Origin of the sequence: Sorangium sp. So ce1504 (genome assembly GCF_051521635.1) — a bacterium.
In the GTDB taxonomy this organism is placed as follows: Bacteria; Myxococcota_A; Polyangia; order Polyangiales; family Polyangiaceae; genus Sorangium; species Sorangium cellulosum_B.
The window spans coordinates 7561652-7583224 of record NZ_CP150365.1 but is presented as its reverse complement, the minus strand read 5'-3'; the positions used below and the strand labels follow the sequence as shown (position 1 = coordinate 7583224).

Sequence of the window (21573 nt, the reverse complement as noted above, 5' to 3'; positions counted from 1 at the left end):
CGCGCGAGATGAGCGAGAAGCGCCGGACGATCGCCTTCCTGATGGACTACGTCGGGGGAGACTACCAGTCCGAGGTGCGCTTCGGCATCGAGCGCGCCGCGGAGGCCCACGACGTCAATCTCGTGATCGCCTTCGGAGAGACGCTCGCGCTGCCCGGCGAGGGGGGGGCGGCCCAGAACAGCGTTTATCAGCTCATCGGCCCGGAGACGGTCGACGGCATCATCGTCGCGTCGGCGACCCTCTGCCATCACATCGGCATCGAGGGGATGCGCGAGTTCTTCCGGGCTTACGCGCCGCTGCCCGTCTTCAGCATCGGGATGGCGATCGACGGTATCCCGAGCCTCATCGTGAACAACGGCCTCGGGATCGAGCTCTCGGTCGGGCACATGATCGACGTCCACGGGCGCCGGAACGTCGCGTACGTCGGCGGACCGGCCAACAACGAGGAGGCCAAGGCGCGCGCCGACGCCTACTGGGGGGCGCTCGCGGCGCGCGGCCTCCCGCTCGACGAGCGCCTCTTCGCGGTGGGCGCGTTCACGATCGACAGCGGCCGCGTCGCGGTACGCGACATCCTGGACCGCGGGGTCGAGGTCGACGCCGTGGTCGCCGCCAACGACAAGATGGCCCTCGGCGTGATCGAGCTGCTCGCGGAGCGGGGGCTCCGCGCCCCGCAGGACATCCTCGTGTCCGGCTTCGACGACGCCTTCATCGCGCGCTTCTCCAAGCCGTCGCTCACCACCGTTCGCCAGCCCATGAAGCGGCTCGGGGCCCAGGCGATGGACACGATGATGCGCATGCTCGACGGCGAGGTCGTAGAGGACGTGGCGCTCCTCGACGTCGAGCTCACGTGCCGTGAGTCGTGCGGCTGCAGGGTCCAGGCGAGCGCCTCGCTCGCGCCGTCGGCCTCGACGCCGCGCGACGGGGCGTCCCTGGTCGCGGCGCGGCGGGAGTCGCTGGAGACCGCGCTCAGGAGGAGCGTGGCCATCCCGACTGGCTCGCTCGATGGCTGGCCTGGCGAGCTCCTGTCGGCGCTGGAGGACGAGCTCGCGGGGCGGGAGGGCCGCTTCCGGCACGCGCTCGAGGCGCTCCTCGACGCGGCGGGGCGCGCGGGCGCGATCCTCGATCACTTCCAGGGCGTGATCGACGTGCTCCGGGAGCGGCTCGGCCGGCCGCCGTCGGGCGGCGGGGGCGTCGCTCTCTACGATGCCCTCGAGCGGCTCTGGCACGTGTCGCGCATGGTCATTTCGAGCGCGTCGATGCGCGTCGAGGGGGAGCGGCGGCTGACCGTGGAGCTCGCGGCGACGTACCTCAGCTGGAGCGCGCGGAGCTTCTCGACGTGCCTGAGCCTGCCCGGCCTGAAGCGCGTGCTCGCGTCGGAGCTGCCGGTCCTCGGGATATCGCGGGCCGCGGTGTCGCTTTATGACGACGCTCCCGAGGCGCAACGAGGTTTCATGAGGTCGCTCTTCCTGATGGAGGACGGCCGCGAGGTGGACCCGCCGGCGGCGAGCTTCCCGGTGCGGCGCTTCGCGCCCGAAGGGTTCCTGGGAGGCCGGGAGCGCACGACGATGATCGCGCTCCCCGTCGCGTTCGGCGACGAGGAGAAGTTTGGTGTCGCGGTGTTCAGCAGCGGCGCGCACGAGCTGATCTACGACGCGCTCCGCCTCCAGATCGGCTCCGCGACCAAGGCCGCAGCGCTGCACCGGGAGATGGTCCGTCAGGTGGAGGCGCGCGAGCGGCTGGAGCAGGAGAGGGTCCGCCAGGAGAGCGTCGTCGCGGCGCGCATCCAGACGACGCTGGTCCCGGAGCGGCTGTCGGTCGCGGGGCTCTCGCTCTGCGCCGTCATGAAGCCGGCCGCCGAGGTGGGCGGCGACTACTACGACGTGCTCGCGACCGCCGACGGCGGCTGGCTCGGGATCGGCGACGTGGCGGGGCACGGGCTCGCGGCGGGGCTCGTGATGCTGATGATCCAGAGCATGGTCTCGGCGCTGACGCGCAGGGACCCGAGGGCGAGCCCAGCCAGGGTGATCTCGGCCATCAACGCGGCGCTGTACGAGAACGTCCGCGGCCGCCTGAAGCGGGACGAGCACGCGACGCTGCTCCTGCTCCGGTACGAGCGGAGCGGGCGGGTGACGTTCGCCGGGGCGCACGACGACATCCTCGTGTGCCGCGCGAAGACGCGCCGCTGCGTGTGCATCCCGAGCTCGGGGGTCTGGATCGGCGCGCTGCCATCCATCAACGACATGACGCGAGACGCCGAGTTCGTCCTGGAGGACGGCGACGTCCTCGTGCTCTACAGCGATGGAGTGACCGAGGCGCGCGACGCCCACCATGAGCAGTTCGGCCTCGAGCGGCTCTGCACCACCATCGAGGCCGTCCAGACCGAATCCGTCGTGGTCATTCGTGACCGGATCCTCGGCGAGGTCGAGGGCTGGTGCCCGAGCCCCGACGACGACATCACGGTCGTCGTGGCGAGGTACCGCGCCCCCCGGCAGCCCTGACGCATCGGTCGAGGCGCGGCCAGCGCGCCCGGCGAAGCGGCGAGCGCGCGGTCGAGACGGACGCCGTGAACAGCGCGCCGGGGCGCTCGCGATCGTTCGCTCGCCTACATGGGCACACGGCCGACCAACGGGGATTGGATCCGGTGCAAGAATTACGTACGCTGCGTGAACCGTGTTAGCTTCCGGACTGAGCCAGGACGCTTCACCGTTCTTGTGCATCACGTTTTTCCCGAGTGAACGGATGGCTAGCGCGGTGTTACGGCTGGTGTCCAGCTTCTGTGGGATGGTGCTGGACGATGAGAGTGCGAGCTCGCGGTTCTACATGGCCGCGCACGAGCTCGTCGAGAACCTCATCAAGTACTCGTCCGGCCCGGAGGTCAGCATCGAGCTCGCGCTGGAGGAGGGCGAGGGCGCGCGGGTCCTCGTGATCCGCGCGCGGAACGAGGCGTCGCCGGAGCGGCTGCGCGAGGTGGAGCGGCGGCTCTCCGCGCTGAGGTCGGCGAGCGATCCTGTGAAGCACTATGACGAACTCATCTGTGAGACGGCGATGGTAGAAGGGGTATCCGGGCTCGGCCTCGCGCGGGTGCGCGCGGAGGGCGGGCTCGACGTGGACCACACGATCGAGGGGAGCAGGCTGACGATCATCGCGCAGGCGCCGGTTGCGGGATGGAGGGGAGATGAGCGGTTTAAGGGTTGAGCCTGTCGTCACGGACAGCTTCGGGATCGAGCCGACCCTGAGGGACGACACCCTCGGCGTCAAGCTCACCGGCACGGGCGACATGGCGGCGGCGGCGCCGCTCGGCCTTTGCCTCAAGGCCCTCCAGGGAGAGGTCATGCGCCTCTCCATCAGCGTGGTGCAGTTCGATATAAGGGCTCTTTACTTTCTCAACTCGAGCTGCCTGAAGGCGTTCATCAGCTTCATCTGCGGGCTCGCGGGCCAGGGGGTGAAGTGCAAGGTGCAGTTCCGCACGGACGCGCGGCTAGGATGGCAAAGACGGAGCCTGGCGGCGCTCGAGCGCATGTCTCCGGAGCTGGTCTCGATCGAGGACACCTGACCGGAGAGCCGCAGGACAAGATGAAGAAGCGCCGGACGATCGCCCTCGTGATGGACTATGTGCGCGGCGAGTACCAATCCGCGCTGCGGATCGGGGTCGAGCGCGCCGCCGAGGCGCACGACGTCAACCTCGTGATCGCCGTCGGGGAGACGCTCTCCGCCCACGGTCCCTCCGAGGCCGCCCAGAACAGCATCTACCGCCTCGTCAGCGCGGAGGCGGTCGACGGCATCGTGGTCGCGTCGGCGACGCTCTGCAATTTCGTCGGCGCCGAGGGGGTGCAGCGCTTCTGCCAGGACTACGCGCCGATGCCCCTGTGCAGCATCGGGATCCCGCTGGAGGGCATCCCGAGCATCCTCGTGGACAACGGCCTCGGGATCGAGATGGCGGCCGGCCACCTGCTCGACGATCACGCGTGCCGGCGCGTCGCGTACATCGGCGGGCCGGTCAACAACGGGGAGGCGAGGATCCGCGCCGACGCGTTCCGCAAGGCGCTGGCCGCGCGCGCGATCCCGTACGACGAGCGCCTCGTCGCGAGCGGCCAGTTCACGATCGACACGGGCCGCACCGCGATGGCCGAGATCCTGGACCGCGGGGTCGAGATCGACGCCGTGGTCGCGGCGAACGACAACATGGCCCTCGGCGCGATCGAGCTCTTGAAGGCGCGGGGCCTCCACGTGCCGAGGGACATCCTGGTGTGCGGCTTCGACGACGTGGGCGTGGCGCGCTACGCGAGGCCGTCCTTGACGACGGTCCGCCAGCCGATCAAGCGGCTCGGGGAGATCGCGCTCGAGACGGTCCTGCGCATGCTCGACGGCGAGGCCGTCCCGGATCGGAGCATGCAGCAGATCGAGCTCACGCGGCGCGAGTCCTGCGGCTGCGCGTACCAGGCGATCGCGATGCGGCCGCTCACGAACCCGCCGCGCCTCGGGGCGATGTCGCTCGGCGGCCGGCGCGACGAGCTGGAGCGGGCGCTCGAGCAGGCCGTGGGTATCCCGGCCGCGTCGCTCGGCGGCTGGGCCGGCGGGCTCGTGTCGGCGCTGGAAGAGGAGCTCGAGGGCCACGAGGGGTGCTTCCTGCACGTGCTGGAGCGCGTCCTCGACACGGCCGGGCGCGAGGGGGTGTTCCTCGATCTGTTCCAGGGCGTGGTGACGCTCCTGCGCGCGCGGCTCCGGCGGCCGGTCGAGGAGGGGGGCGATGCCGCCGTGAACGAGGCCCTGGAGCAGCTGTGGCATGCATGCCGCGTCCTCATCGGGAGCGCGTCCGTGCGCGTCGAGGGGCGGCAGCGCCTCGACGTCGAGGTCGCCTCGATCGACCTGAGCTGGAGCGGGCGGTGGTTCTCGACGTGCCTGAGCTTGCCCCTCTTCCAGCGCATGCTGGCCTCGGAGATGCCCAGGCTGCACTTCACGCGCGCCGCCGTCTCGCTCTACGACGACGCCCAGCGAGCCACCCTGAAGACGCTGTTCCTGATGGAGGACGGCCGCGCAGTGACGCCGCCCACCGAGAGCTTCCCGTCGCGCTCCCTGGCCCCTCCCGGGTTCCTGAGCTCGAGCGAGCGCACGAGCGTCGTCGTGATGCCGCTCACGTTCGGCGACACCGAGTATTTCGGGGTGATGGCGCTGAACAGCGGCATGAACGAGATGGTCTACGACGCGCTGCGGCTCCAGATCGGCTCCGCGGTGAAGACGGTGGCGCTGCACCGGGAGATGGTGCGTCAGGTGGAGCTGCGCGAGCGGCTGGAGCAGGAGAGCGAGCGGCAGGAGACGGCGCTCGCGGCGCGCCTCCAGACGACGCTGGTGCCGGAGCAGCTGCACATCGAGGGGCTGGAGCTCTCCGCGGCCATGACGCCGGCGGCCGAGGTGGGCGGCGACTACTACGACGTCATCGCGACGCCCGAGGGGGGGTGGCTCGGGATCGGCGACGTCGCGGGGCACGGGCTCGCTGCGGGGCTCGTGATGCTGATGATCCAGAGCATGGTGTCGGCGCTGACGAGCAGGGATCCGGGCGCGAGCCCGAGCGAGCTGCTCGCGGCGCTCAACAAGGCGCTCTACAAGAACGTGCGCAGCCGCCTGAAGCGTGACGAGCACGCGACGCTGCTCCTGCTCCGGTACGAGCGGGGCGGGCGGGTGACGTTCGCCGGGGCGCATGACGACATCATCGTGTGCTCGGCGCGCACGCGGCGGTGCGTGTGCATCCCGAGCTCGGGCGTCTGGATCGGCGTGTTGCCCGTCATCGACGAGGTGACACGGGACGCCCAGTTCGTCCTGGAGGACGGGGACGTCCTCGTGCTCTACAGCGACGGGGTGACGGAGTCGCGCAACGCGCACCGCGAGCAGTTCGGGCTGGAGCGGCTCTGCACCGCCATCGAGGCCGTGCAGGCCGCGCCGGTCGAGGCGATCCGCGACAGGATCCTGAGGGAGGTCGAGGGGTGGTGCCCGAGCCCGGACGACGACATCACGGTCGTCGTGGCGCGGTACCGCGCGCCGGCGTAGTAGCGCCCGAGGCTGCCCTTACCGTCGCGTCGCCTCGGCATGACGGCGCTCGATGACGCTGCTGTGGAGGAACGGAGACGTCCTGCCCTCGCCGGCGCTCTTCCGGCGTGGGGCGCTGGACTGGCCTTGCGCGCGGTGCTGGACTCGACTCATCGGCGCGCTGCAGCGGACGCGAGGGCCCGCGCGCCGGGGCCCGGAGGAGATCGCGCCATGGTTTATCCCGACCTGCAGGTTGTCGAGCGCGCCCTCGCCGCCGTCGAGGCGCTGCGGGCGAGCGCCATCGAGCACGAGCTGCGAAACCGGCACCTCGTCGATGCGGTGCACCCGAAGCACCGGGCGGGAGCGACGAACCTGCTGCATTACCTCGCTGTCCGGCAGCAGGACATCCGCGACCTGCAACGGCAGCTCGCCTCGCTCGGGCTGAGCTCGCTGGGGCGCCTGGAGCGCTGTGCGCTGGCCTCCCTCGACGCCGTGCGCGGCGCGCTCGACGCGCTCGCGCGGCGCCCCGAGGTGCGGCCGCCCGGCGAGTCGCCCACCACGTTCGCGTCGGGAGGCGCGCTGCTCGAGGAGCACGCGCGGGCGCTGCTCGGGGAGGGGCGCCAGGGGCGAACGACGCGGGTGATGGTGACGCTGCCCGGGGACGCGCGGAAGGGGGAGCTGAAGCGGCTGCTCGAGGGAGGGATGGACGTCGCGCGGATCAACTGCGCGAAGGAGGACGCGGGCGCGTGGGCCGGGCTCATCGAGCGGCTCCGGGAGGCGGGACGGGAGACCGGGGTGCGGTGCAAGGTCCTCTGCGACATCGCCGGGCCCAACCCGCGCGTGAGCAAGATCGACGGGGATCCGGCGCGCGTCACGCTGTCCGAGCGGGGTGAGCGGCCCTGGCTCTGGCTCTGCAAGGACGTGAAGCGGGCGCGCCCCTCGGCGGGCAGCACCGGCGCGGGGGAGGTGCTCGCGCTCGGGTGCACCATCCCGGAGATCGTCGACGACCTCCGGCCGGGGCACCGGGTGTTCTACGACGACGGGCGGCTCGGCGGCACGGTCAAGCTCGTGACCAAAGGCGCCGCGCTCGTGGAGGTGGATTTCGCGCGCCAGGGCTCCGTGAAGCTGAAGCCTGGAAAGGGCCTGAACTTTCCGGACACCGAGCTCGGGATCCCGTCGCTCACGCCGAAGGATCTCGAGGATCTCGACTTCATCGCGCGCCACGCGGACATGGTGGGGCTCTCGTTCGTTCGGTCTCCTTCCGATGTGGAGCGCCTCCAGGCGGAGCTCGCCGCGCGTGGGGCCGCTCACCTCGGGATCGTCCTCAAGATCGAGACGACACCTGCGTTCGCGCAGTTTCCGAGGCTCCTGCTCACGGCGATGCGCAGCGAGCAGGTGGGGGTGATGCTCGCGCGCGGCGATATGGCCGTCGAGATGGGGTTCATGCGGCTGGCGGAGGTCCAGGAGGAGCTCCTGTGGCTCTGCGAGGCCGGGCTGGTCCCCGCGATCTGGGCGACGCAGGTGCTCGAGAGCCTGAACAAGACCGGCGTGCCGACCCGCGGGGAGGTGACGGACGCGGCGATGAGCTCGCGCGCGGAGTGCGTGATGCTCAACCAGGGCGAGAACATCGTCGCGACGGTCGCGTTCGTGGTCGACGTCCTCCGCCGGATGCAGGAGCACCAGGACAAGAAACGGGCGCTCATGCGATCGCTCGGGGTCTCACGCCTCGACTGAGGCGACCCAACCCCGGTTGACCCGACCCGGGTTGAGGGAGGGCGAGACCCGGGTTGGGCGTCCAGGTTGGGCGCACCGACCCGGGTTCGCTTTCCGCTTTCAGCAGTCGCTTTCCGCTTTCAGCGGTCGGCAGTTGACCCCGGTTGACCCAACCTGGGTGGGTAGCCCCGACCCAACCTACCCAACCTGGGTCGGCGGCCCGGACGACCCAACCCGGGTGGGTAGCCGGGTGGGTAGCCACGGACGACCCAACCCGGATGACCCAACCCGGGTGGGTAGCCCCGGAGCCCCGGGGGGTAGCCCCGAGCCCGGGTCGGCGGTCTGCGGGCGGGGAGCCCGGAGTTGGCAGCCAGCACGCCCGCCGGATCCGCTGACTTAGCAGCCAGCACGCCCGCCGGATCCGCTCCGGCTCAGTCGACCGAAGGCACGGTGGCGTCGACCCGGGTTGGGAGCCCGCGGGCGCCTGCCGGCGCGCGGAACGCTGCGCCCGACAGCTCCCGCCGCATGCAGGTGGCCGCCTCGTCGTAGCGGGGGTCGGACGCACTCCCGATGATCGTCGGCACCACGATATAGCCCTCGGCGTCGACGTTGAACTCCACCCGGATGGCGTCAGGCGGCAGCAGGCTCCCGCCCGGGCCGCGGCAGCGCTGCACGAGGTCCCAGTAGAGCTGCGCCCGCGCCGCCTTCTCGATCGCCGGGCTCGACATGTTGGCCTGCACCATGGGCGCGCCGATCTCGACGCGCGAGCGGGGGGCAGGGGTGGGGGCGGGCGCCGGCTCCGGCGGGAGCGCGGAAGGCGCCGGGAGGCCGGTGCTCGTGCCGATCTTCGCGATGCTCACGCCATCGGCCGGCCTGGGGGCGACCTCCCGCGCGGCGGCGAGGATCTCCTCGAGCGCATCCGGCTCGACGGACCCCACCGCCGGCGCGCTGTCCGTCCGGAGGCGGGCGCCGCGGTCGTCCAGCGACGCGGCGCCGCCGCGCGCCCAGGGGGTGAGCGCCCCGGCGTCGGCCCTCGCCGGCGGCGTGGGCGGCGGGCGCTCGCAGGCCGCGAGCAGCGGGAGCAGGGCCACGAGCGCGGTGCGCACGAGGAGAGGGTCGATCGAATGCGCGTCGCGCGCAACGGCGTCGGCAGTGTACCGTGGCATCGCACGTCGATGCGCGCGCTCCTCGCGATCCTGCGGATCGGTCTTTGCTCGCTGCGCGAGGGGAGCGTGTCGCCCATGTCGTCATCGGGAGGCCTGCGAGGCGCCTCTTCCAGGGCCGCCGCGCGCCTCGCCCTCGTCGTGGCGCTGTCGTCGCTCGCGGGCGCGCTGTCCGGCCTGCTCCCGGCGATCGCCGGCGTGGCCCTCGGCGCCGTCTCCGGGCGCGAGGCGCCGCCCTCGGGCGGCATCGGCGGCGCGCTCGCCCGGCTGCTCGCCGGCGCACCGCCGGCGGCCGTGGTCCTCGCAGCGCTCGGCGCCACGCTCGTGTCCGCCTCCCTGGCGGTGCTCTCGGGCCGGAAGAGCTCGGAGCTCGGCGGCGACCTCACCGCCGCGCTCCGCGTCGCGCTCTTCCGCGCGGCGCTCTACGCCTCGCCTCGCGACGTGGACGCCGCCGGGCGCGCGCTCATCGCGGCGCAGGCGGCGGGGCCCGCGCCGCGGCCGCCGAGCGCCGGGCCCGCGCCGCCCGTCCGGGGCGCGGAGGTCGTGCGGCTCGCGATCGCGCGGGACGCCGGCCTCGTCGCCGATTTCGCGATCGCCGTCGCGACCGGCTTGCCCCAGGCGCTCGCGACGCTCGCGGTCCTGGCCGGGTCGCTGGTCTCGAGCGGCATGGCGCTCGTCCTCGCGGGCGGCGCGGCGCTGTTCGCGGCCTCGCGCCTCGCGGCGGACCGGGCCTCGGGCCGCGTGGCGCGCGCGATGCGGGAGATGCAGCACGCCGACACGGCCGTCTTCGGCGCGGTGGGCGAGGCGCTGGCGGGAGCGGAGGACCTCCGCCTGCTCGGCGCGCGCGCCCAGGCCGAGGGAGAGCTGGCCGGGGCCGCGCGCCGGGTCGCGGACGCGCGCCGCCGCTTCGGCCAGGCGCTCGCCGTCTCCGGCCAGATCAAGGGCACGCTCGCGGCGCTCTCGCCGCTCGTCATCGTCGCCGCGCTCGCGGCCTCTCGCGGGGTCGCCGGCGCGGGCGAGGTCGGAGAGCTCCTGCTCGTGGTGCCGCTGCTGATGGCGCGCCTCGAGGCGCTCGACGCCCTCCGCGCCGGCTTCATCGAGCGCGCCCCCCTGCTGCGCGCGACGCTCGCGCTGCTGCGCTTGCCCGAGCACCCGCCGCGCCCCTCCGGCGGCCTCGCGGTGCAGCTGGACGGCGAGGCGAGGCGCCCCCTGTCGATCGCCTTCGAGGGGGTCACGTTCACGCCGCCGGGCGCGAGCCGCCCCGTCCTCGATGGCGTGTCGCTCTCGATCCCCGCCGGAGCGGTGGTCGGCGTCTGCGGTCGCTCCGGCAGCGGCAAGTCGATGCTCCTGCGCCTGCTCCTGCGCCTCGACGAGCCGTCGTCGGGCGCGATCGCCGTGGGTGGCGTGGATCTGCGGCAGATCCCGCCCGAGGAGCTCCCGCGGCTGTTCGGCGTGGTGGGGCAATCGGCGCGGCTGTTCGAGCGGAGCATCGCGGACAACCTGGCGCTCGGCCTCGAGCCCGCGCCCACGGAGGAGCGCATGCGCGAGGCGCTCCTTCGAGTGGAGCTCGACGAGCTCGCAGGCGCGCCGCCGGCGGAGGGCGAGGCGCGGCCCGCGCGCGGCCTCGCGACGGAGGTGCGCGCCTCACCGCCGAGCCTGTCGGGGGGTGAGGCGCGGCGGCTGCTGCTCGCGCGGGTGCTGCTGCGCCAGCCGCGGGTCTTCGTGCTGGACGAGCCGGAGGCGGGCCTGCCGGGCGCCACCGCCGAGGCGATCCTCCGCACGGCGTGCGAGGTCGCCGCTGGGCGCACGGCCATCGTCGTGACCCACGCGCCGCACCTCCTCAGGTCGACGTTCAACGTGCTGCTCGACGGCGGTCGGGTCGCGGCGGTGGGCACGCACGAATCCCTCCGCGAGAGCTCGCCGCTCTATCGTTCGCTTCTGGCCGAGGCGCTGCAGCGATCCGCGAGGTCGGCGGCGGGCTGACGAAGAGGCGCGCGCGGTTACCCCGCTCGCGCGGAGGTCACGGATCGCAGGGACCGCCTGCCCGCGCGGCCTGGCGGGCGAGATGCTCGGCGTCGACGGCAGCGCCGCGCGCCTCTTCGGGCACGTCCGCCGAGATTCCCAGCGGGCGGCCCGCGAGCCCCCGCGCGAGCCAGACGAGGATGGATACGGCTCCCCAGGCGAGCGCGAAGGCGACGCCTGCGTCGACGATCGCGCGGTAGGGCGGGGGCATCTGCCGCACGAGCAGGATGAGCGCCACGATGCCTGCGACGAGCGCCCACGTCGCGATCAGCCGGCGGCGCGTCGCGTGGAGGAGCGCCATGCAGTAGAGCGGCGCCAGCGCCACGTGGAGGGGCCGCCCGTGCTCGGCGAGGTGGAGCGCGCGCGCGACGACCCGCGGCGAGAAGCGCTGCTGAAAGCCGCGGTACCCCTCGAAGTAGGCGATCGTGACCGTCCAGGCCGCGAGCAGGACCAGCTGGCCCGTCGTGAGCGTGTGCCCCGTCAGGATGCGAGCCGCCGTCGCGCCGAGACGACAGATGGCCTCGACCAGGACGGCCACGACACCAAGGACACCCCACAGGACGACGGCGAGGCGGCGCCGTCCCTCGCGGACGGGCGGGCTCATCGCGCCCGCGCCGGATCGAGGGGCCTCGCGGCCGTGGATCGCGCTCGATCGGCCGCGCGCTCGGACGAACGCTTCGGACGGTGCGCCGGACAGCCGAATCGCCGCATGTCGCTGCATGCTAGGAGAGGAGCTGGGCACGTCAACCGGATCCCACGGGTGTCATGGCGGTTCGCTCCGGCGCGGTCCGGCGGTAGCATCGTCGGCCCATGCCGCTCGCCGACCGCTCCGCGCCGGGTGTCCCGCCCGCCCCGGCGCGGGCCCTCCCGCCCCACCCGCACGCGCTGCGCTCGCCGCTCGCGCCCTTCACGGCGCGCCTCCGCGACCTGCTCTCGACCGTCGAGTCGGCGGCGCTCCTCGGCGCGGTGGAGGCGCGGGTGCGCGGGCTCGGGGAGCACCTGCGCTTCGCGTGCCTCGCGATGCCGTGCTCGGAGGCGCTCGTCGCGCTCGAGATGGAAACGCTCGGGCGGCTCACGGTCCCCGTCGTCGCTGACGTGGTCGGCTTCCGCGCCCCGGGCGCGGAGCTGCCGCCGAGCGGTACCCCGTTCGCGTACCTGCTCGGTGGCGGCGGCGGGCACGCGGTGGAGCTGTCCGACGGCGATCCGATGATCGCGCCGCTCCGGCCGCTCCTGGCCGCCGCGCCGGCGTCCGCGATCTTCGTGCCGATCCGCGTCGGCGCAGCGACCGTGGGCGGCGCCGCGCTGTTCTCGCACGAGGCGCCCCTCGGCGGGCGGGAGCTCGACCTGGCCGAGCGGCTGGCCGAGGTCCTCGCGCTCACCGTGGAGTCGTTCCGCACCGAGCGCGTCGTCTTCGAGCTCTTCGCGCGCGCGATGCCGGACCTGCTCGCGCAGGCGCCAGGCCAGCCGGCGGCGGGGCCGGGCGGGCGCGCAGCCTCGGGCGCGGAACCTCCCATCCCGGAAGGGGCGGCCCCGCCGCCGACCTCGCTCCGCGCCGCGCTGGAGCGGCACATCCACGCGCTGCGCCTCACGCCCGAGTACCGCCGCCGCCTGGAGCTCGCCGCGGTGGTGGGCAGGCTCGCCGAGCGCGGCGAGGCGGAGGCCCGCCTGGCCCTCGACCTCCTTGCGCGGATCGACGCCTACGCGAGCGGCGCCGGCGATGCAGGGGAGCCGGCCTCCGCGGGGGAGGGGAGCTCCGCGTGACCACGGCTTCTCCGGCAGGACCGGGCGGCGAGCCCCACGGCGCGCCACGCCCGGGCGCGCGGAGCGGCGCCGGCGTGCGCGTCGCGCTGATCGACTCCGGCGTCGATGCCTCGCACCCCGCGCTGCGCGCAGCGGTGCTGCGGCACGTCGCCCTGGTCCAGCGCGGCGCTGCCGGTGGCGCGTACGGGGTCGCGCCGTGCGCTCCGGGAGATCTCAGCGGGCACGGGACGGCGTGCGCGGGCATCGTCCACCGCATGGCGCCCGCGGCCGAGATCACGAGCGTCCGTGCGCTCGGCGATGACGGGCGGTGCTCGCGTGACGGGCTCGTCGCCGCGCTGCGCTTCTGCGTCCGCGAGCGATTCTCCGTGGTCAACCTGAGCCTCGGCATCGACATCCCGAAGAACGCGCCGCTCCGCCCGGGCGACTACCGCTCGCTGGTCGAGCTCTACGAGGTCGCGGACGCCGCCTACACCGCGGAGGTCGTGCTCGTGGCCGCCGGCCCGAACGCGGCGGCGTTCCGCACCTATCCAGGGCGCTTCAAGTCGCTGATCGGCGTCGGCAGAGGGGCCTTCCAGGACCCGGAGGCGCTCCGGAGCGAGCTCACGCTCGACCACGAGATCCTCGCGCCCGGTGACGACGTGCTCGCGCCCGCGCCCGGCGGCGGCGAGCGGCGCTGGACCGGTACGTCGTTCGCTGCGCCCCACGTGACCGCGCACGTCGCGCGCATCCGCGCCGCGTGGCCGGAGCTCTCGATCGAGGCGGTGAAGGCGGCGCTGCACGGGCTCGCGCGCGGAGCGCGCGGCGAGGCGGTGGAGGAGCGCGGTGCTCCCGCTTGATCCGATCGACAGCGTGTCGCCGCTGTCGCGGCTGCTGCGGAGCGCGCCGGGCGCAGAGGTCCGCGCCGAGCTCGACCGCGTCGAGGCGCTCCTCGGTGTCGGCCGCGATCCTGCGGCGGCGGTGCTTGATGGCGGGCCGCTCGTCGCGGCGGCGCTCGGCTTCGGGCGCGGCGCGCTCGCGTTGCGTGAGGGGGCGCTGGACGCGGCCGTGCTGCACCTCGAGGGCGCTGTCGCCGCGTTCGACCGAGGAGGGGCCGCCGAGGCCCGGGACCTCGCGCGGTGCGAGGCGGCGCTCGCGCGCTTGCGCCGCGACGTCCGAGCGGCCTGTGCGTCCGCCATCGAGGAGCTCGACGCCATCGCGGCCGCAGGCGATCCCGGACGCCGCGCCGCGGTCGTCGCCGTCCACTACCGCGGTACGGCCGAGCGGCTCCTCGGCGACGCGGCGGCTGCGCAGCGCACGCTGCTGTCGGCGCTGCGCCGCTCGGAGCCGTTCCTCGGCGAGCGCGCGCAGATCCTGAACTCGCTCGGCACGCTCTACGTGACCCTCGGCGCGCACGGCGCGGCCGAGGCGCTGCTCGAGCACGCGGCCGAGCTCCACCGCCGCCGGGGCGACTCCGTGGGCGAGGCGATCGCCTGCGGCCAGCTCGGCGCGGCGGCGCTCGGCCTCGGCGCCCTGGAGCGCGCCCGAGCCCCGCTCCAGCGACAGGAGTGGCTGTGCGCGCGCCTCGGCGACGCGTTCGGCCGCGCGCGCGCGCTCACGTTCCTCTCCGAGCTTGCGCTCGAGCTCGGCCGCGCCGACGACGCCCTCGCGCTCGCGACCTCCGCCCGCGAGATTGCCGAGCACACCGCGCCGCCACTCCGAACCTGGGTCGCTTACGCTTCGAGGGCGATCGGGCGCGCGCGGCGGGATCTCGGCGATCCGGGCGCGGCGGCGGCGCTGGATGAGGCGGGCGCGCTCTTCCGCGCGCTCGGCCTTCCGCTCGGAGAGGCGCTTGCCGCCTGGGATCGCGCCTCGACCGAGGCGCTCGCGCTCGCGGAGCCGGCGGACTGGTTCTCCGCTGCCTGGTCGCTCGGCTCCCTGGGTCTGTCCTCGCGGGTGGCGCAGCTCCTCCGGGAGCGTCTGGAAATCGAGGAATCCGCGCCGCTGCCAGAGAGGGGAGGGCCAACGTCGGACGGCGGGGCCCGCGAGCGGGCGCTTGCCGCGGCGGCGCAGACCTCGCCTCACGTGGCGATGCAGCGCGAGGTCGAGCTCGTTTACGATCGTCCCGACCACCTTGCCGCGATCGCCGCTCGCCGGATGGCGGCTCAGCGCAACCTCGGTCGGCTCGCGGCGTTGACGCTCGCCCGGCCGGGGCTCATCGTCGCCGCGATCGCGGCATCGCCCCTCGGTGCCCGTGGCCGCGCGCTCCCCCCCGAGCGCGCGATGGCGGTCTGCGTGGCCGACCTGCCCGGCCTCACGGTATGGATCTGGCCGGCGGCTGCCACGCCAGCCACCATCGGCAACGATCTAGCCGTGCTGCGCGCGACGCTGAGCGAGCCGCTGCGCGCAGCGCTGGCGTTCGCGCCGGCAGGGCGCGTGCTGTGTCCGCCGTTCGCGGGCGACACTGGCGCGGAGCTCGATGCGGTCGAGCTCGTTGGTCTGATGGCGCTGCCCGCCGTGCTCGCGCCGGGCGAGCTTCGCCTAGATCCGCAGCTCGGCTGGGACGGCGACGCTCGCGCGAGCGTGGAGGCACTGGGATTCGTCGTCACGAACAACCCGTGCCACCCAGGTTGATCCGCGAGCCGCGCGCGCTACCTCACCCAGGTTGTCCCTGCCCTTTTACCCTCGAAGTACCTACATCGTGAGCGCAACATCGGCCATATTGGCGCCGTGAAACGTGCACATCCACCACGTCCCTGCCGGGAATACCACGCTGCGCACGCCGGCACGCCACCGCTCGAGCGCCGCGCGGTACAAGGCGCGAAACCCGCGTACAGTGGCACGAGCCGCGCGCCACGCGTCACCCTGCTTGCGGCCGACAGCAAACGTCGGATTTCCAGCGCGCGACGCCTCGAGGCTCGTGATGCGCTCATGGGGCGAGACCTTGCCGACTTGTTCGGCGCCGAGGAAGCGGCGCCCTCGCTGCTTCACCTCCGCTTGCGCCTGCAATTCTTGCCTCTCGAGCTCGGCGGCGATGGCATGGCGAAAGTCCTCCGCGCTGTCATGCTCGATGGTCGGCGGCAGCGTGAGTGACAGCGTTGCTTCCTCCGGCCACTGTGGATTTTTGGGGTCGAAGTATGCGGCGGGACGCGCCGCGCACAACACGCCCCGGCCGATCTCGCCCACGTTCACCTTGGCGCCCGGCCACTCATGCGCATGCGGGACGAGTCCAGCGGCCACAGGGTTTGCGAGGACATAGGCGATCTTCTCCACGACCGCCGCGTGTGTCAGCAGCCGCACCACGCTCGTGGCCTCATGATCCCATACCGGCCCTTCCCACGCGCGGAGCACCTTCGTGCCGAGCGCGACGATGCGATGGAAGAACTGCAGGAAGCGCGGCAGAACGCCGTTCACGTCGGTCACGACGAGGTGCAGGTGCGTCGACATCGCGCAATGCGCATGGACCTCGATGCCGTAGCGGTGGGTCGAGACCGCGAGGGCGTAGACCAAGAGCTGAGTGATGGCTGCGTCGGGGCGGAAGAGGAGATGCCGGCGCAGGACGCGACGGGTGATCAGGTAGGTTGCGCCGGGCGCGATCTGGCGGGGCTGGCTCATGGTCGGGCAGAATTCCAAGAGCCGTGCCGGCGATCGTGGTGAACGATCTCAAGTACTTACCAAGTACTTACCCATGCCTGCAGGTGGCGGCGCCATGGCGGACCGTGCTCCGTCACCCGGCGGGTCGGGTCAACCTGGGTGGGTCGGGTTTCCCCTTCCGGTCAACCTGGGTTGGGTCCTGGTTGGGTCAGGTCAACCTGGTTGGGTCGCGCCCGCGCGGATCGCCTTGCTGAGCCAGGAGCGCAGCCAGCGATGGCCTGGATCGTCGTGCACGCGCTCGTGCCAGACAGCCGAAGATCGGTCCACGCCGAGCTCGACGGGGGGCCGGGCCGCGCGTAGGCCGAAGGGCGTCGACACCGCCGCGACCGTCGCTGGACACGTCACCACGAGGTCCGAGGCCGCGATCAGGAAAGGCACCGTCACGAAGTGCTGGACCTGCGCGACGATCCGCCGCCGCCGCCCACGAGCTTCCAGCGCGCGATCGACAAGGCTGCCCGGCATGCCGTGCGGAGCGATCAGCACGTGCCCGAGCTCCAGGTAGCGCTCCAGGGTCAGCCGCCGTGACGCTGCGGGGTGGTCCCTGCGCATCAGCGTCACGAATCCCTCCTCCGGCAAGCGCAGCTGTCGTGATGACGGGGGCACGAGGAACTCCGGGACGAACGCCAGATCCGCCGTTCCCCGCTCGAGCCGTCTCGCGAAGTCCGCTTCGGCGCGGTCGACCTGCACCGTGATGTACGGTGCCTCGCGCGCCAGCATGGGCAAGAGCCGCGGCAGCGCAACCGCCTCCAGCAGGTCGTTGCCGAGCAGCACGAAGCGGCGCTCGGACGTCGCTGGGTCGAACGGCGCGCCGGCCTGGACCGCCGCCCGCAAGCTCGCGAGCGCCTGTGCCAGCGGATCGGCGAGCGCCTCGGCGCGCGGCGTGAGGGCCAGCAGCGGCCGCCCCGGAGCGAGCAGCGCATCGCCGAAGAACTCGCGCAGCCGCCCGAGCCGCTGGCTCGCAGCAGACTGCGTGATGCCGAGCCGCTTCGCCGCGCGCGTTACGTGCCGCTCGCGCAGCAGCACGTCAAGCGCGAGCAGGAGATTCAGGTCGTCGGGGAGAGCCTCGAGCATTAGACATACTAATATACAATATTAGAGCGATATCCTGTACTAATCGTTCGTGCCGCCTCAATCTCTGCGCATGGCCGTCGCTCGCGGAGCCCGGTCTGACGTCCTCTGGAGGATGGAGCGCATCATGGAGAGGAAACTCAAGGTCTCGCGGCGGCGCCTGCTGGAAGGCGTCGCGACGCTCGCCGTGGCCGCGGGAGCGGGCTGGTACGCTGCCGGCCGGGGTGTGTTCGACGATCGGACGGGCGAGCCGTTCGCCCCTTGGACCGCGTTCCGCGGGCAGCGCGGCGGCGAGCTCGCCGAGCTCGTGCGCGCGGCGGTGCTCGCCGCGAGCCCGCACAACACGCAACCCTGGCTGTTCGAGGTCCACCCGGATCGCATCGACGTGTTCTCGGACAGGTCTCGATCGCTCGGCACCATGGATCCGTTCCTGCGCGAGATGCACATCGGGCTCGGTTGCGCGATAGAGAACCTGGCGCTCGCGGCGGGTTCGATGGGATGGGCGCCCCGCGTTGAGCTCGAAGCCGGCCCTCTGCCGGGCTCCGACCCGGAGGGATCTCGCGCTCTCGAGCGCGCGGCGCCGCGGGCGATCCGGGTGGCGAGCGTCCGTATCGAGCCAGGCGCAGCGGCGTCCCCGCTCGCGGAGGTCATCGCACGGCGACACACGAACCGCGGCCCGTACAAGGCGCAGCGCGTGCCTGTATCGGCGCTCCAGGAGCTCTCGCGCCTGAGCGAAGCGGGCTCCGATGGTGAGGTCGTCTGGCTGGAGCACCCCGATCAGCGCGAGAGCTTCGCCGCTCACACGCTGCGCGCCACCGAGACCATCGTCCGCGACGCGGCGATGGTGCGGGACAGCGACGCGTGGTTCCGGCTGGCGCCGGAGGCGGTACCGAGCCATAGGGACGGGCTGACCCTCGATGTGATGGGGCTCGGTCCGCTGCTCACCGCGGCGGTCAAGCTGCTGCCGCGCCCGTCGGCGGAACAGATGCACGACGACTGGCTCCGTGTCACCCGCGAGGTCCACCTCGCCGGCGATCCCGCCATCGGCGTCATCGCGGTCCGCGACCGCTATGACCTGGGCGCGACGCTCCGCGCCGGGCGCCTGTGGCAACGCATGCATCTCTGGGCGACCGCGCGCGGCATCGCGATGCACCCGCTGAACCAGGTGCCGGAGGTCATCGACCGGGAGCGTATGCTCGGACGAGCGCCGGCGATGGAGCGCTCGTTCACCGAGGCGCTGGGTCCAGGCGACCGGCAGCTCACCTTCGCGTTCCGGCTGGGCTTTCCGGAGCGAGAGGGCGTGTGCGGCCCGCGCCGCGCCGCGGAGGCGGTGATCCGCGCCGCGTGAGCGCCGCGCCCCGGCTGGCTTGCTGGCCGAGGGCGGCAAACCCTGGACGCCGAGGAACGACCGTCACCGCACGGCGATGCCCTGGGCGCCGCCGCCGGGCGTCAATCCACCCGCCTCCCCGCGTGGGATCAGGCCGCCGTCGCGGCTCACCTGGAATGCCGCGATCGTCCCGGTGCCCGCGTTGAGGGTGTACAGAAACCGGCCGTCGCGCGTCATCGTGAGGTCGATCGGCGCCGTTCCGGTGGGGAACGAGGCGGACACGCCGTCGTCGAGCAGCGTCAGCGCGCCCCGGGCGTCGACCTGGAACCCGGAGAGCGTATTGCTGCCCGTGTTGGCCGTGAAGACATAGCGGCTCCCAGGGGCGCCGGCAATCCAGCAGGTCGCCCGCTGGAAGGTGTCGACCGTGTCGCTGATGACAGCGAGGCTCCCGTCGGGCCCGATTTTATACGAGGACACCACGCTCGTGTCGCCGGTCGCGGGCACGCCGTCGCCGCCGACCTCCGCCACGACGAGATGGCCCCGACGATCGAAGGCGAAGTCGAACGGGACGAGGCCCCTGGAGATCGTCGTGACCGGCGCGTCGCTGGGCAGTCCGCGGCCGCTCATGGGGAACACGTGGAGCTGATTGGACCCCTTGCCCGCCACGACCAGCGCCTCGCCGTCGGGAGAGAAGCCGATCTGACCCGGCGTCGCGCCGAGCGACGGCGGCGTCGTGCCGCCGAGGCCGAGGCCGCGGTTCGATCCGTCGAGCGGGACGAGCTCGCCGCACGGGTTCACTTCAAAGCCGGCGATGTTGCCTTCGCCACCCACGTTGAGGACATAGAGCAGGTCGCCGTGCGAGGTGACGCTCACCGGGAAGTCGCCGCCCGAGTCGACCACGTCGAGCAGCGTCAGGCCGTGCGGGCCGACGCGGAACATCGACACCTCGCTGCTGCCCGCGTTCACGGCGAACAGGAGCTTTCCGTCCTCGCTGAGGACGAGCGAGCCCTGGGATCCGAGCGCGTTGATCGGCCGGGTCGGCGCGCCGAGCCCTCCGGTCGCGTACGTGCCGGCGTGCGAGAGTGAGCCGTCCGCCGCCCGGTCATACGCCATCACGGAGTTGCCGTCTCCGGCGTTGGTCATGACGAAGATCTGGCCGTGCCGGTGGACGCCGCTGCCGTGCGCGATGGCGTCGCCGGGCGCGCCCGCCGCGAAGAGACCGAAGCTCAGGGCCGTGATGCTCATCGTGCTGCGAAACATGAGAAAGCTCCTGGGGAATGGCGCCGCGAACCCAGCGGCGCGGGCTTGTCGGTGCGTCGATCGTCGAGGCGCATCTCCGTCGAGACGACGGGCACGGCGCGCCCCGAGCTCGCGGGCGCGCGGCTCTGCGCGCTCCGTCGGGCGGGTTCATCCGCTGCTACGCGGAAGCCCCTCCGCGGTTTCGCCGCCATCGACCGGTCCGCTCCGGCGCGCCTCAGCCCTTCACCCGGCCGCTGCGGCTGGCTGGATGCGCCGGACGGCCATCATCAGCAGGTAGCGGTCCGGGGCGCCAGGCAGGTAGCGCTCCAGGTGGAGCTCCCCGGGCCGGAAGCCGAGCCCATGCAGCAGGCGGAACACGCGGTGCGCGGCCTTCTCGTCGCGAACGGAGCACTCCAGGGTAGCGAACACCGTCGGCGGCACATCGTGGCGCCGCGCCCCCTGCGGCAGCCGACGCCCAGGTCGGATCCGGAACCCGACCTCTCCATGAAGATGGCCGTCCACGAGGTCCAGCGTGCGGACGTACCCGCTGGTCAGCACCGGAATGCGCCTGCGATCCAGCTCTCGCTTGCGCGCCGTCACGGCAGCGCGAAAGGCCAGCGGGCCCTCCGGCGCCGTCGCCGGGAACCAGACCAGCACCGAGGGCTCCTTCCAGTGCTCGAGGTGTATCGGGATCTGCGTCGACGTCACGCCGCGCAGGTACTGATCGGCGATCTGGAGCGAGAGGAGGCGGGCCGTCATGTCCTGCTGCCACGTCGCGAGCATCGCCTCCCGCGACCGGCCGCTCATGCGCAGGAACTCGCGGATCTCCGCGATGGGGAGCCCCGCCGCGCGCAGGCTGCTGATGAAGCGGGCCTCTTCGACCTGCCCTTCCGCGTACACGCGGTAGCCGTTCGCGCGCCGGCCGGCGGGCAGAAGGAGGCCCCTGCGTTGATAGAAGCGAAGCGCGCTCGGCGATAGCCCGCTGCGGTCCGCGAACTGGGAAATCGTGAGCATGCGGCGGATTTTTCCTTGAGCTTCAACCTGGTTCAAGGTGCAGGGTTCGGGCGTCGTCTCCAAGGAGAAGAGCGCATGAACGTTTCCGTCGTGAGCCAGGGCGAGCTCCGGATGGCCGGCATCAAGGTGGTAGGTCGTCGCAGTGAGCTCAGTCATCGCGTGCCCCTCGCATGGATCGAGCTCGTCGACCGCCTCGATTCCGTTCCCCTCCGGGTCGACCGGAGCGTGCTGTACGGTGCCTTCCCGGAGAGCGATCACCAGAGGGCGAGCAACGACGGCGTCTACACGTACTGGGTGTGCACCGAGGTGAGCGCGGGCGGGGCGCTTCCGGAGGGGTTGCAGCCGCTGGTGATCCCGGCGCGGACCTACGCGATGGCCCGGGTCGAGGGGACCGCGGAGGCCATCGAGGCGACCTACCTGGGGCTGGCGCGCTGGATCGAGGCGCAGGGCAAGCGCGTCGATGCGGGGGCCTGGTGCCTCGAGCGGTACGACGAGCGTCGGCAAAGGGTGACGCCCCCCTACGAGCGGTTCGACTACGAGGTGTGGAAACCGCTGGACGCATGACGCGCTGGACTGACGCGGCGCGCCGGATGGCTCAACCTCGGATGGGATTGC

General features: G+C 72.8%; 17 protein-coding genes. 11 read left to right on the top strand and 6 right to left on the bottom strand.

Annotation, left to right across the window (positions count from 1 at the left end; translation table 11 throughout):
- Positions 1 to 8: 8 nt before the first annotated feature.
- The 5 genes from WMF39_RS28500 to WMF39_RS28480 all read left to right on the top strand — a co-directional run bounded on the left by WMF39_RS28500 (position 9) and on the right by WMF39_RS28480 (position 7755).
- Positions 9 to 2498, top strand: a complete 2490-nt coding sequence (locus WMF39_RS28500) for a SpoIIE family protein phosphatase (RefSeq protein ID WP_437739633.1) — start codon at positions 9 to 11, stop codon at positions 2496 to 2498.
- 283 nt (positions 2499 to 2781) lie between these two features.
- The gene (locus tag WMF39_RS28495) at positions 2782 to 3195 is read left to right on the top strand and encodes a hypothetical protein (RefSeq protein ID WP_437739632.1); all 414 of its coding nucleotides are present in this window, start codon (positions 2782 to 2784) and stop codon (positions 3193 to 3195) included.
- Entirely contained in the window at positions 3176 to 3553 is a 378-nt protein-coding gene (locus tag WMF39_RS28490) for a hypothetical protein (RefSeq protein WP_437739631.1), read from the top strand. The genes WMF39_RS28495 and WMF39_RS28490 overlap by 20 nt, the downstream gene beginning before the upstream one ends.
- 20 nt (positions 3554 to 3573) lie before the next feature.
- Positions 3574 to 6042 carry a SpoIIE family protein phosphatase gene (locus WMF39_RS28485; RefSeq protein ID WP_437739630.1) on the top strand — a complete coding sequence of 823 codons (2469 nt, stop codon included), beginning with the start codon at positions 3574 to 3576 and terminating at the stop codon, positions 6040 to 6042.
- Between the two features lie 210 nt (positions 6043 to 6252).
- On the top strand, positions 6253 to 7755 hold the full coding sequence (locus WMF39_RS28480; RefSeq protein ID WP_437739629.1) for a pyruvate kinase: 1503 nt from the start codon (positions 6253 to 6255) through the stop codon (positions 7753 to 7755).
- A gap of 410 nt (positions 7756 to 8165) precedes the next feature.
- Here WMF39_RS28480 and WMF39_RS28475 read toward each other — a convergent pair whose 3' ends face one another.
- Positions 8166 to 8840 carry a hypothetical protein gene (locus tag WMF39_RS28475; protein WP_437739628.1) on the bottom strand — a complete coding sequence of 225 codons (675 nt, stop codon included), beginning with the start codon at positions 8838 to 8840 and terminating at the stop codon, positions 8166 to 8168.
- A 69-nt stretch (positions 8841 to 8909) separates the two neighbouring features.
- On the opposite strand from WMF39_RS28475, the gene WMF39_RS28470 reads away from it, so the two are divergent.
- The gene (locus WMF39_RS28470; protein WP_437739627.1) at positions 8910 to 10880 is read left to right on the top strand and encodes an ATP-binding cassette domain-containing protein; all 1971 of its coding nucleotides are present in this window, start codon (positions 8910 to 8912) and stop codon (positions 10878 to 10880) included.
- 37 nt (positions 10881 to 10917) lie between these two features.
- On the opposite strand, the gene WMF39_RS28465 is transcribed toward WMF39_RS28470, so the two are convergent.
- Positions 10918 to 11523, bottom strand: a complete 606-nt coding sequence (locus WMF39_RS28465; protein WP_437739626.1) for a hypothetical protein — start codon at positions 11521 to 11523, stop codon at positions 10918 to 10920.
- Positions 11524 to 11729: 206 nt separating this feature from the next.
- Here WMF39_RS28465 and WMF39_RS28460 point away from each other — a divergent pair, with 206 nt between their 5' ends.
- Genes WMF39_RS28460 through WMF39_RS28450 form a run of 3 tightly spaced genes read left to right on the top strand, consistent with a single transcriptional unit; the run spans position 11730 to position 15290 of the window.
- Positions 11730 to 12680, top strand: coding sequence for a hypothetical protein (locus WMF39_RS28460; RefSeq protein ID WP_437739625.1), 951 nt, complete (start codon positions 11730 to 11732; stop codon positions 12678 to 12680).
- Positions 12677 to 13516 carry a S8 family peptidase gene (locus WMF39_RS28455; protein WP_437739624.1) on the top strand — a complete coding sequence of 280 codons (840 nt, stop codon included), beginning with the start codon at positions 12677 to 12679 and terminating at the stop codon, positions 13514 to 13516. Before WMF39_RS28460 ends, WMF39_RS28455 begins: the two co-directional genes overlap by 4 nt.
- On the top strand, positions 13503 to 15290 hold the full coding sequence (locus tag WMF39_RS28450) for a hypothetical protein (protein WP_437739623.1): 1788 nt from the start codon (positions 13503 to 13505) through the stop codon (positions 15288 to 15290). The genes WMF39_RS28455 and WMF39_RS28450 overlap by 14 nt, the downstream gene beginning before the upstream one ends.
- A 60-nt stretch (positions 15291 to 15350) precedes the next feature.
- Here WMF39_RS28450 and WMF39_RS28445 read toward each other — a convergent pair whose 3' ends face one another.
- Both WMF39_RS28445 and WMF39_RS28440 read right to left on the bottom strand, forming a co-directional pair.
- Complete coding sequence (locus WMF39_RS28445) at positions 15351 to 16271, bottom strand: transposase (RefSeq protein WP_437739622.1); 921 nt, start codon at positions 16269 to 16271, stop codon at positions 15351 to 15353.
- Positions 16272 to 16463: 192 nt separating this feature from the next.
- Positions 16464 to 17381, bottom strand: a complete 918-nt coding sequence (locus WMF39_RS28440; protein ID WP_437739621.1) for a LysR family transcriptional regulator — start codon at positions 17379 to 17381, stop codon at positions 16464 to 16466.
- A gap of 124 nt (positions 17382 to 17505) precedes the next feature.
- Here WMF39_RS28440 and WMF39_RS28435 point away from each other — a divergent pair, with 124 nt between their 5' ends.
- Complete coding sequence (locus WMF39_RS28435; protein WP_437739620.1) at positions 17506 to 18726, top strand: Acg family FMN-binding oxidoreductase; 1221 nt, start codon at positions 17506 to 17508, stop codon at positions 18724 to 18726.
- 63 nt (positions 18727 to 18789) lie between these two features.
- Here WMF39_RS28435 and WMF39_RS28430 read toward each other — a convergent pair whose 3' ends face one another.
- Positions 18790 to 19965 (bottom strand): lactonase family protein, encoded by a 1176-nt coding sequence (locus WMF39_RS28430; RefSeq protein ID WP_437739619.1) that lies wholly within the window; start codon positions 19963 to 19965, stop codon positions 18790 to 18792.
- 222 nt (positions 19966 to 20187) lie between these two features.
- Complete coding sequence (locus tag WMF39_RS28425; protein ID WP_437739618.1) at positions 20188 to 20958, bottom strand: MerR family transcriptional regulator; 771 nt, start codon at positions 20956 to 20958, stop codon at positions 20188 to 20190.
- Positions 20959 to 21033: 75 nt separating this feature from the next.
- Between WMF39_RS28425 and WMF39_RS28420 the strand changes: the two genes are divergently transcribed.
- Positions 21034 to 21522 carry a GyrI-like domain-containing protein gene (locus tag WMF39_RS28420; protein WP_437739617.1) on the top strand — a complete coding sequence of 163 codons (489 nt, stop codon included), beginning with the start codon at positions 21034 to 21036 and terminating at the stop codon, positions 21520 to 21522.
- The last annotated feature ends 51 nt before the right edge of the window (positions 21523 to 21573 follow it).

Coding starts and splice junctions, on each gene's coding strand:
- WMF39_RS28495 (WP_437739632.1), top strand. CDS start 2,782: ATGGTGCTGGACGATGAGAGTGCGAGCTCGCGGTTCTACATGGCCGCG.
- WMF39_RS28420 (WP_437739617.1), top strand. CDS start 21,034: ATGAACGTTTCCGTCGTGAGCCAGGGCGAGCTCCGGATGGCCGGCATC.
- WMF39_RS28460 (WP_437739625.1), top strand. CDS start 11,730: ATGCCGCTCGCCGACCGCTCCGCGCCGGGTGTCCCGCCCGCCCCGGCG.
- WMF39_RS28445 (WP_437739622.1), bottom strand. CDS start 16,271: ATGAGCCAGCCCCGCCAGATCGCGCCCGGCGCAACCTACCTGATCACC.
- WMF39_RS28435 (WP_437739620.1), top strand. CDS start 17,506: ATGGAGAGGAAACTCAAGGTCTCGCGGCGGCGCCTGCTGGAAGGCGTC.
- WMF39_RS28425 (WP_437739618.1), bottom strand. CDS start 20,958: ATGCTCACGATTTCCCAGTTCGCGGACCGCAGCGGGCTATCGCCGAGC.
- WMF39_RS28465 (WP_437739626.1), bottom strand. CDS start 11,523: ATGAGCCCGCCCGTCCGCGAGGGACGGCGCCGCCTCGCCGTCGTCCTG.
- WMF39_RS28470 (WP_437739627.1), top strand. CDS start 8,910: ATGCGCGCGCTCCTCGCGATCCTGCGGATCGGTCTTTGCTCGCTGCGC.
- WMF39_RS28480 (WP_437739629.1), top strand. CDS start 6,253: ATGGTTTATCCCGACCTGCAGGTTGTCGAGCGCGCCCTCGCCGCCGTC.
- WMF39_RS28430 (WP_437739619.1), bottom strand. CDS start 19,965: ATGTTTCGCAGCACGATGAGCATCACGGCCCTGAGCTTCGGTCTCTTC.
- WMF39_RS28490 (WP_437739631.1), top strand. CDS start 3,176: ATGAGCGGTTTAAGGGTTGAGCCTGTCGTCACGGACAGCTTCGGGATC.
- WMF39_RS28500 (WP_437739633.1), top strand. CDS start 9: ATGAGCGAGAAGCGCCGGACGATCGCCTTCCTGATGGACTACGTCGGG.
- WMF39_RS28440 (WP_437739621.1), bottom strand. CDS start 17,381: ATGCTCGAGGCTCTCCCCGACGACCTGAATCTCCTGCTCGCGCTTGAC.
- WMF39_RS28485 (WP_437739630.1), top strand. CDS start 3,574: ATGAAGAAGCGCCGGACGATCGCCCTCGTGATGGACTATGTGCGCGGC.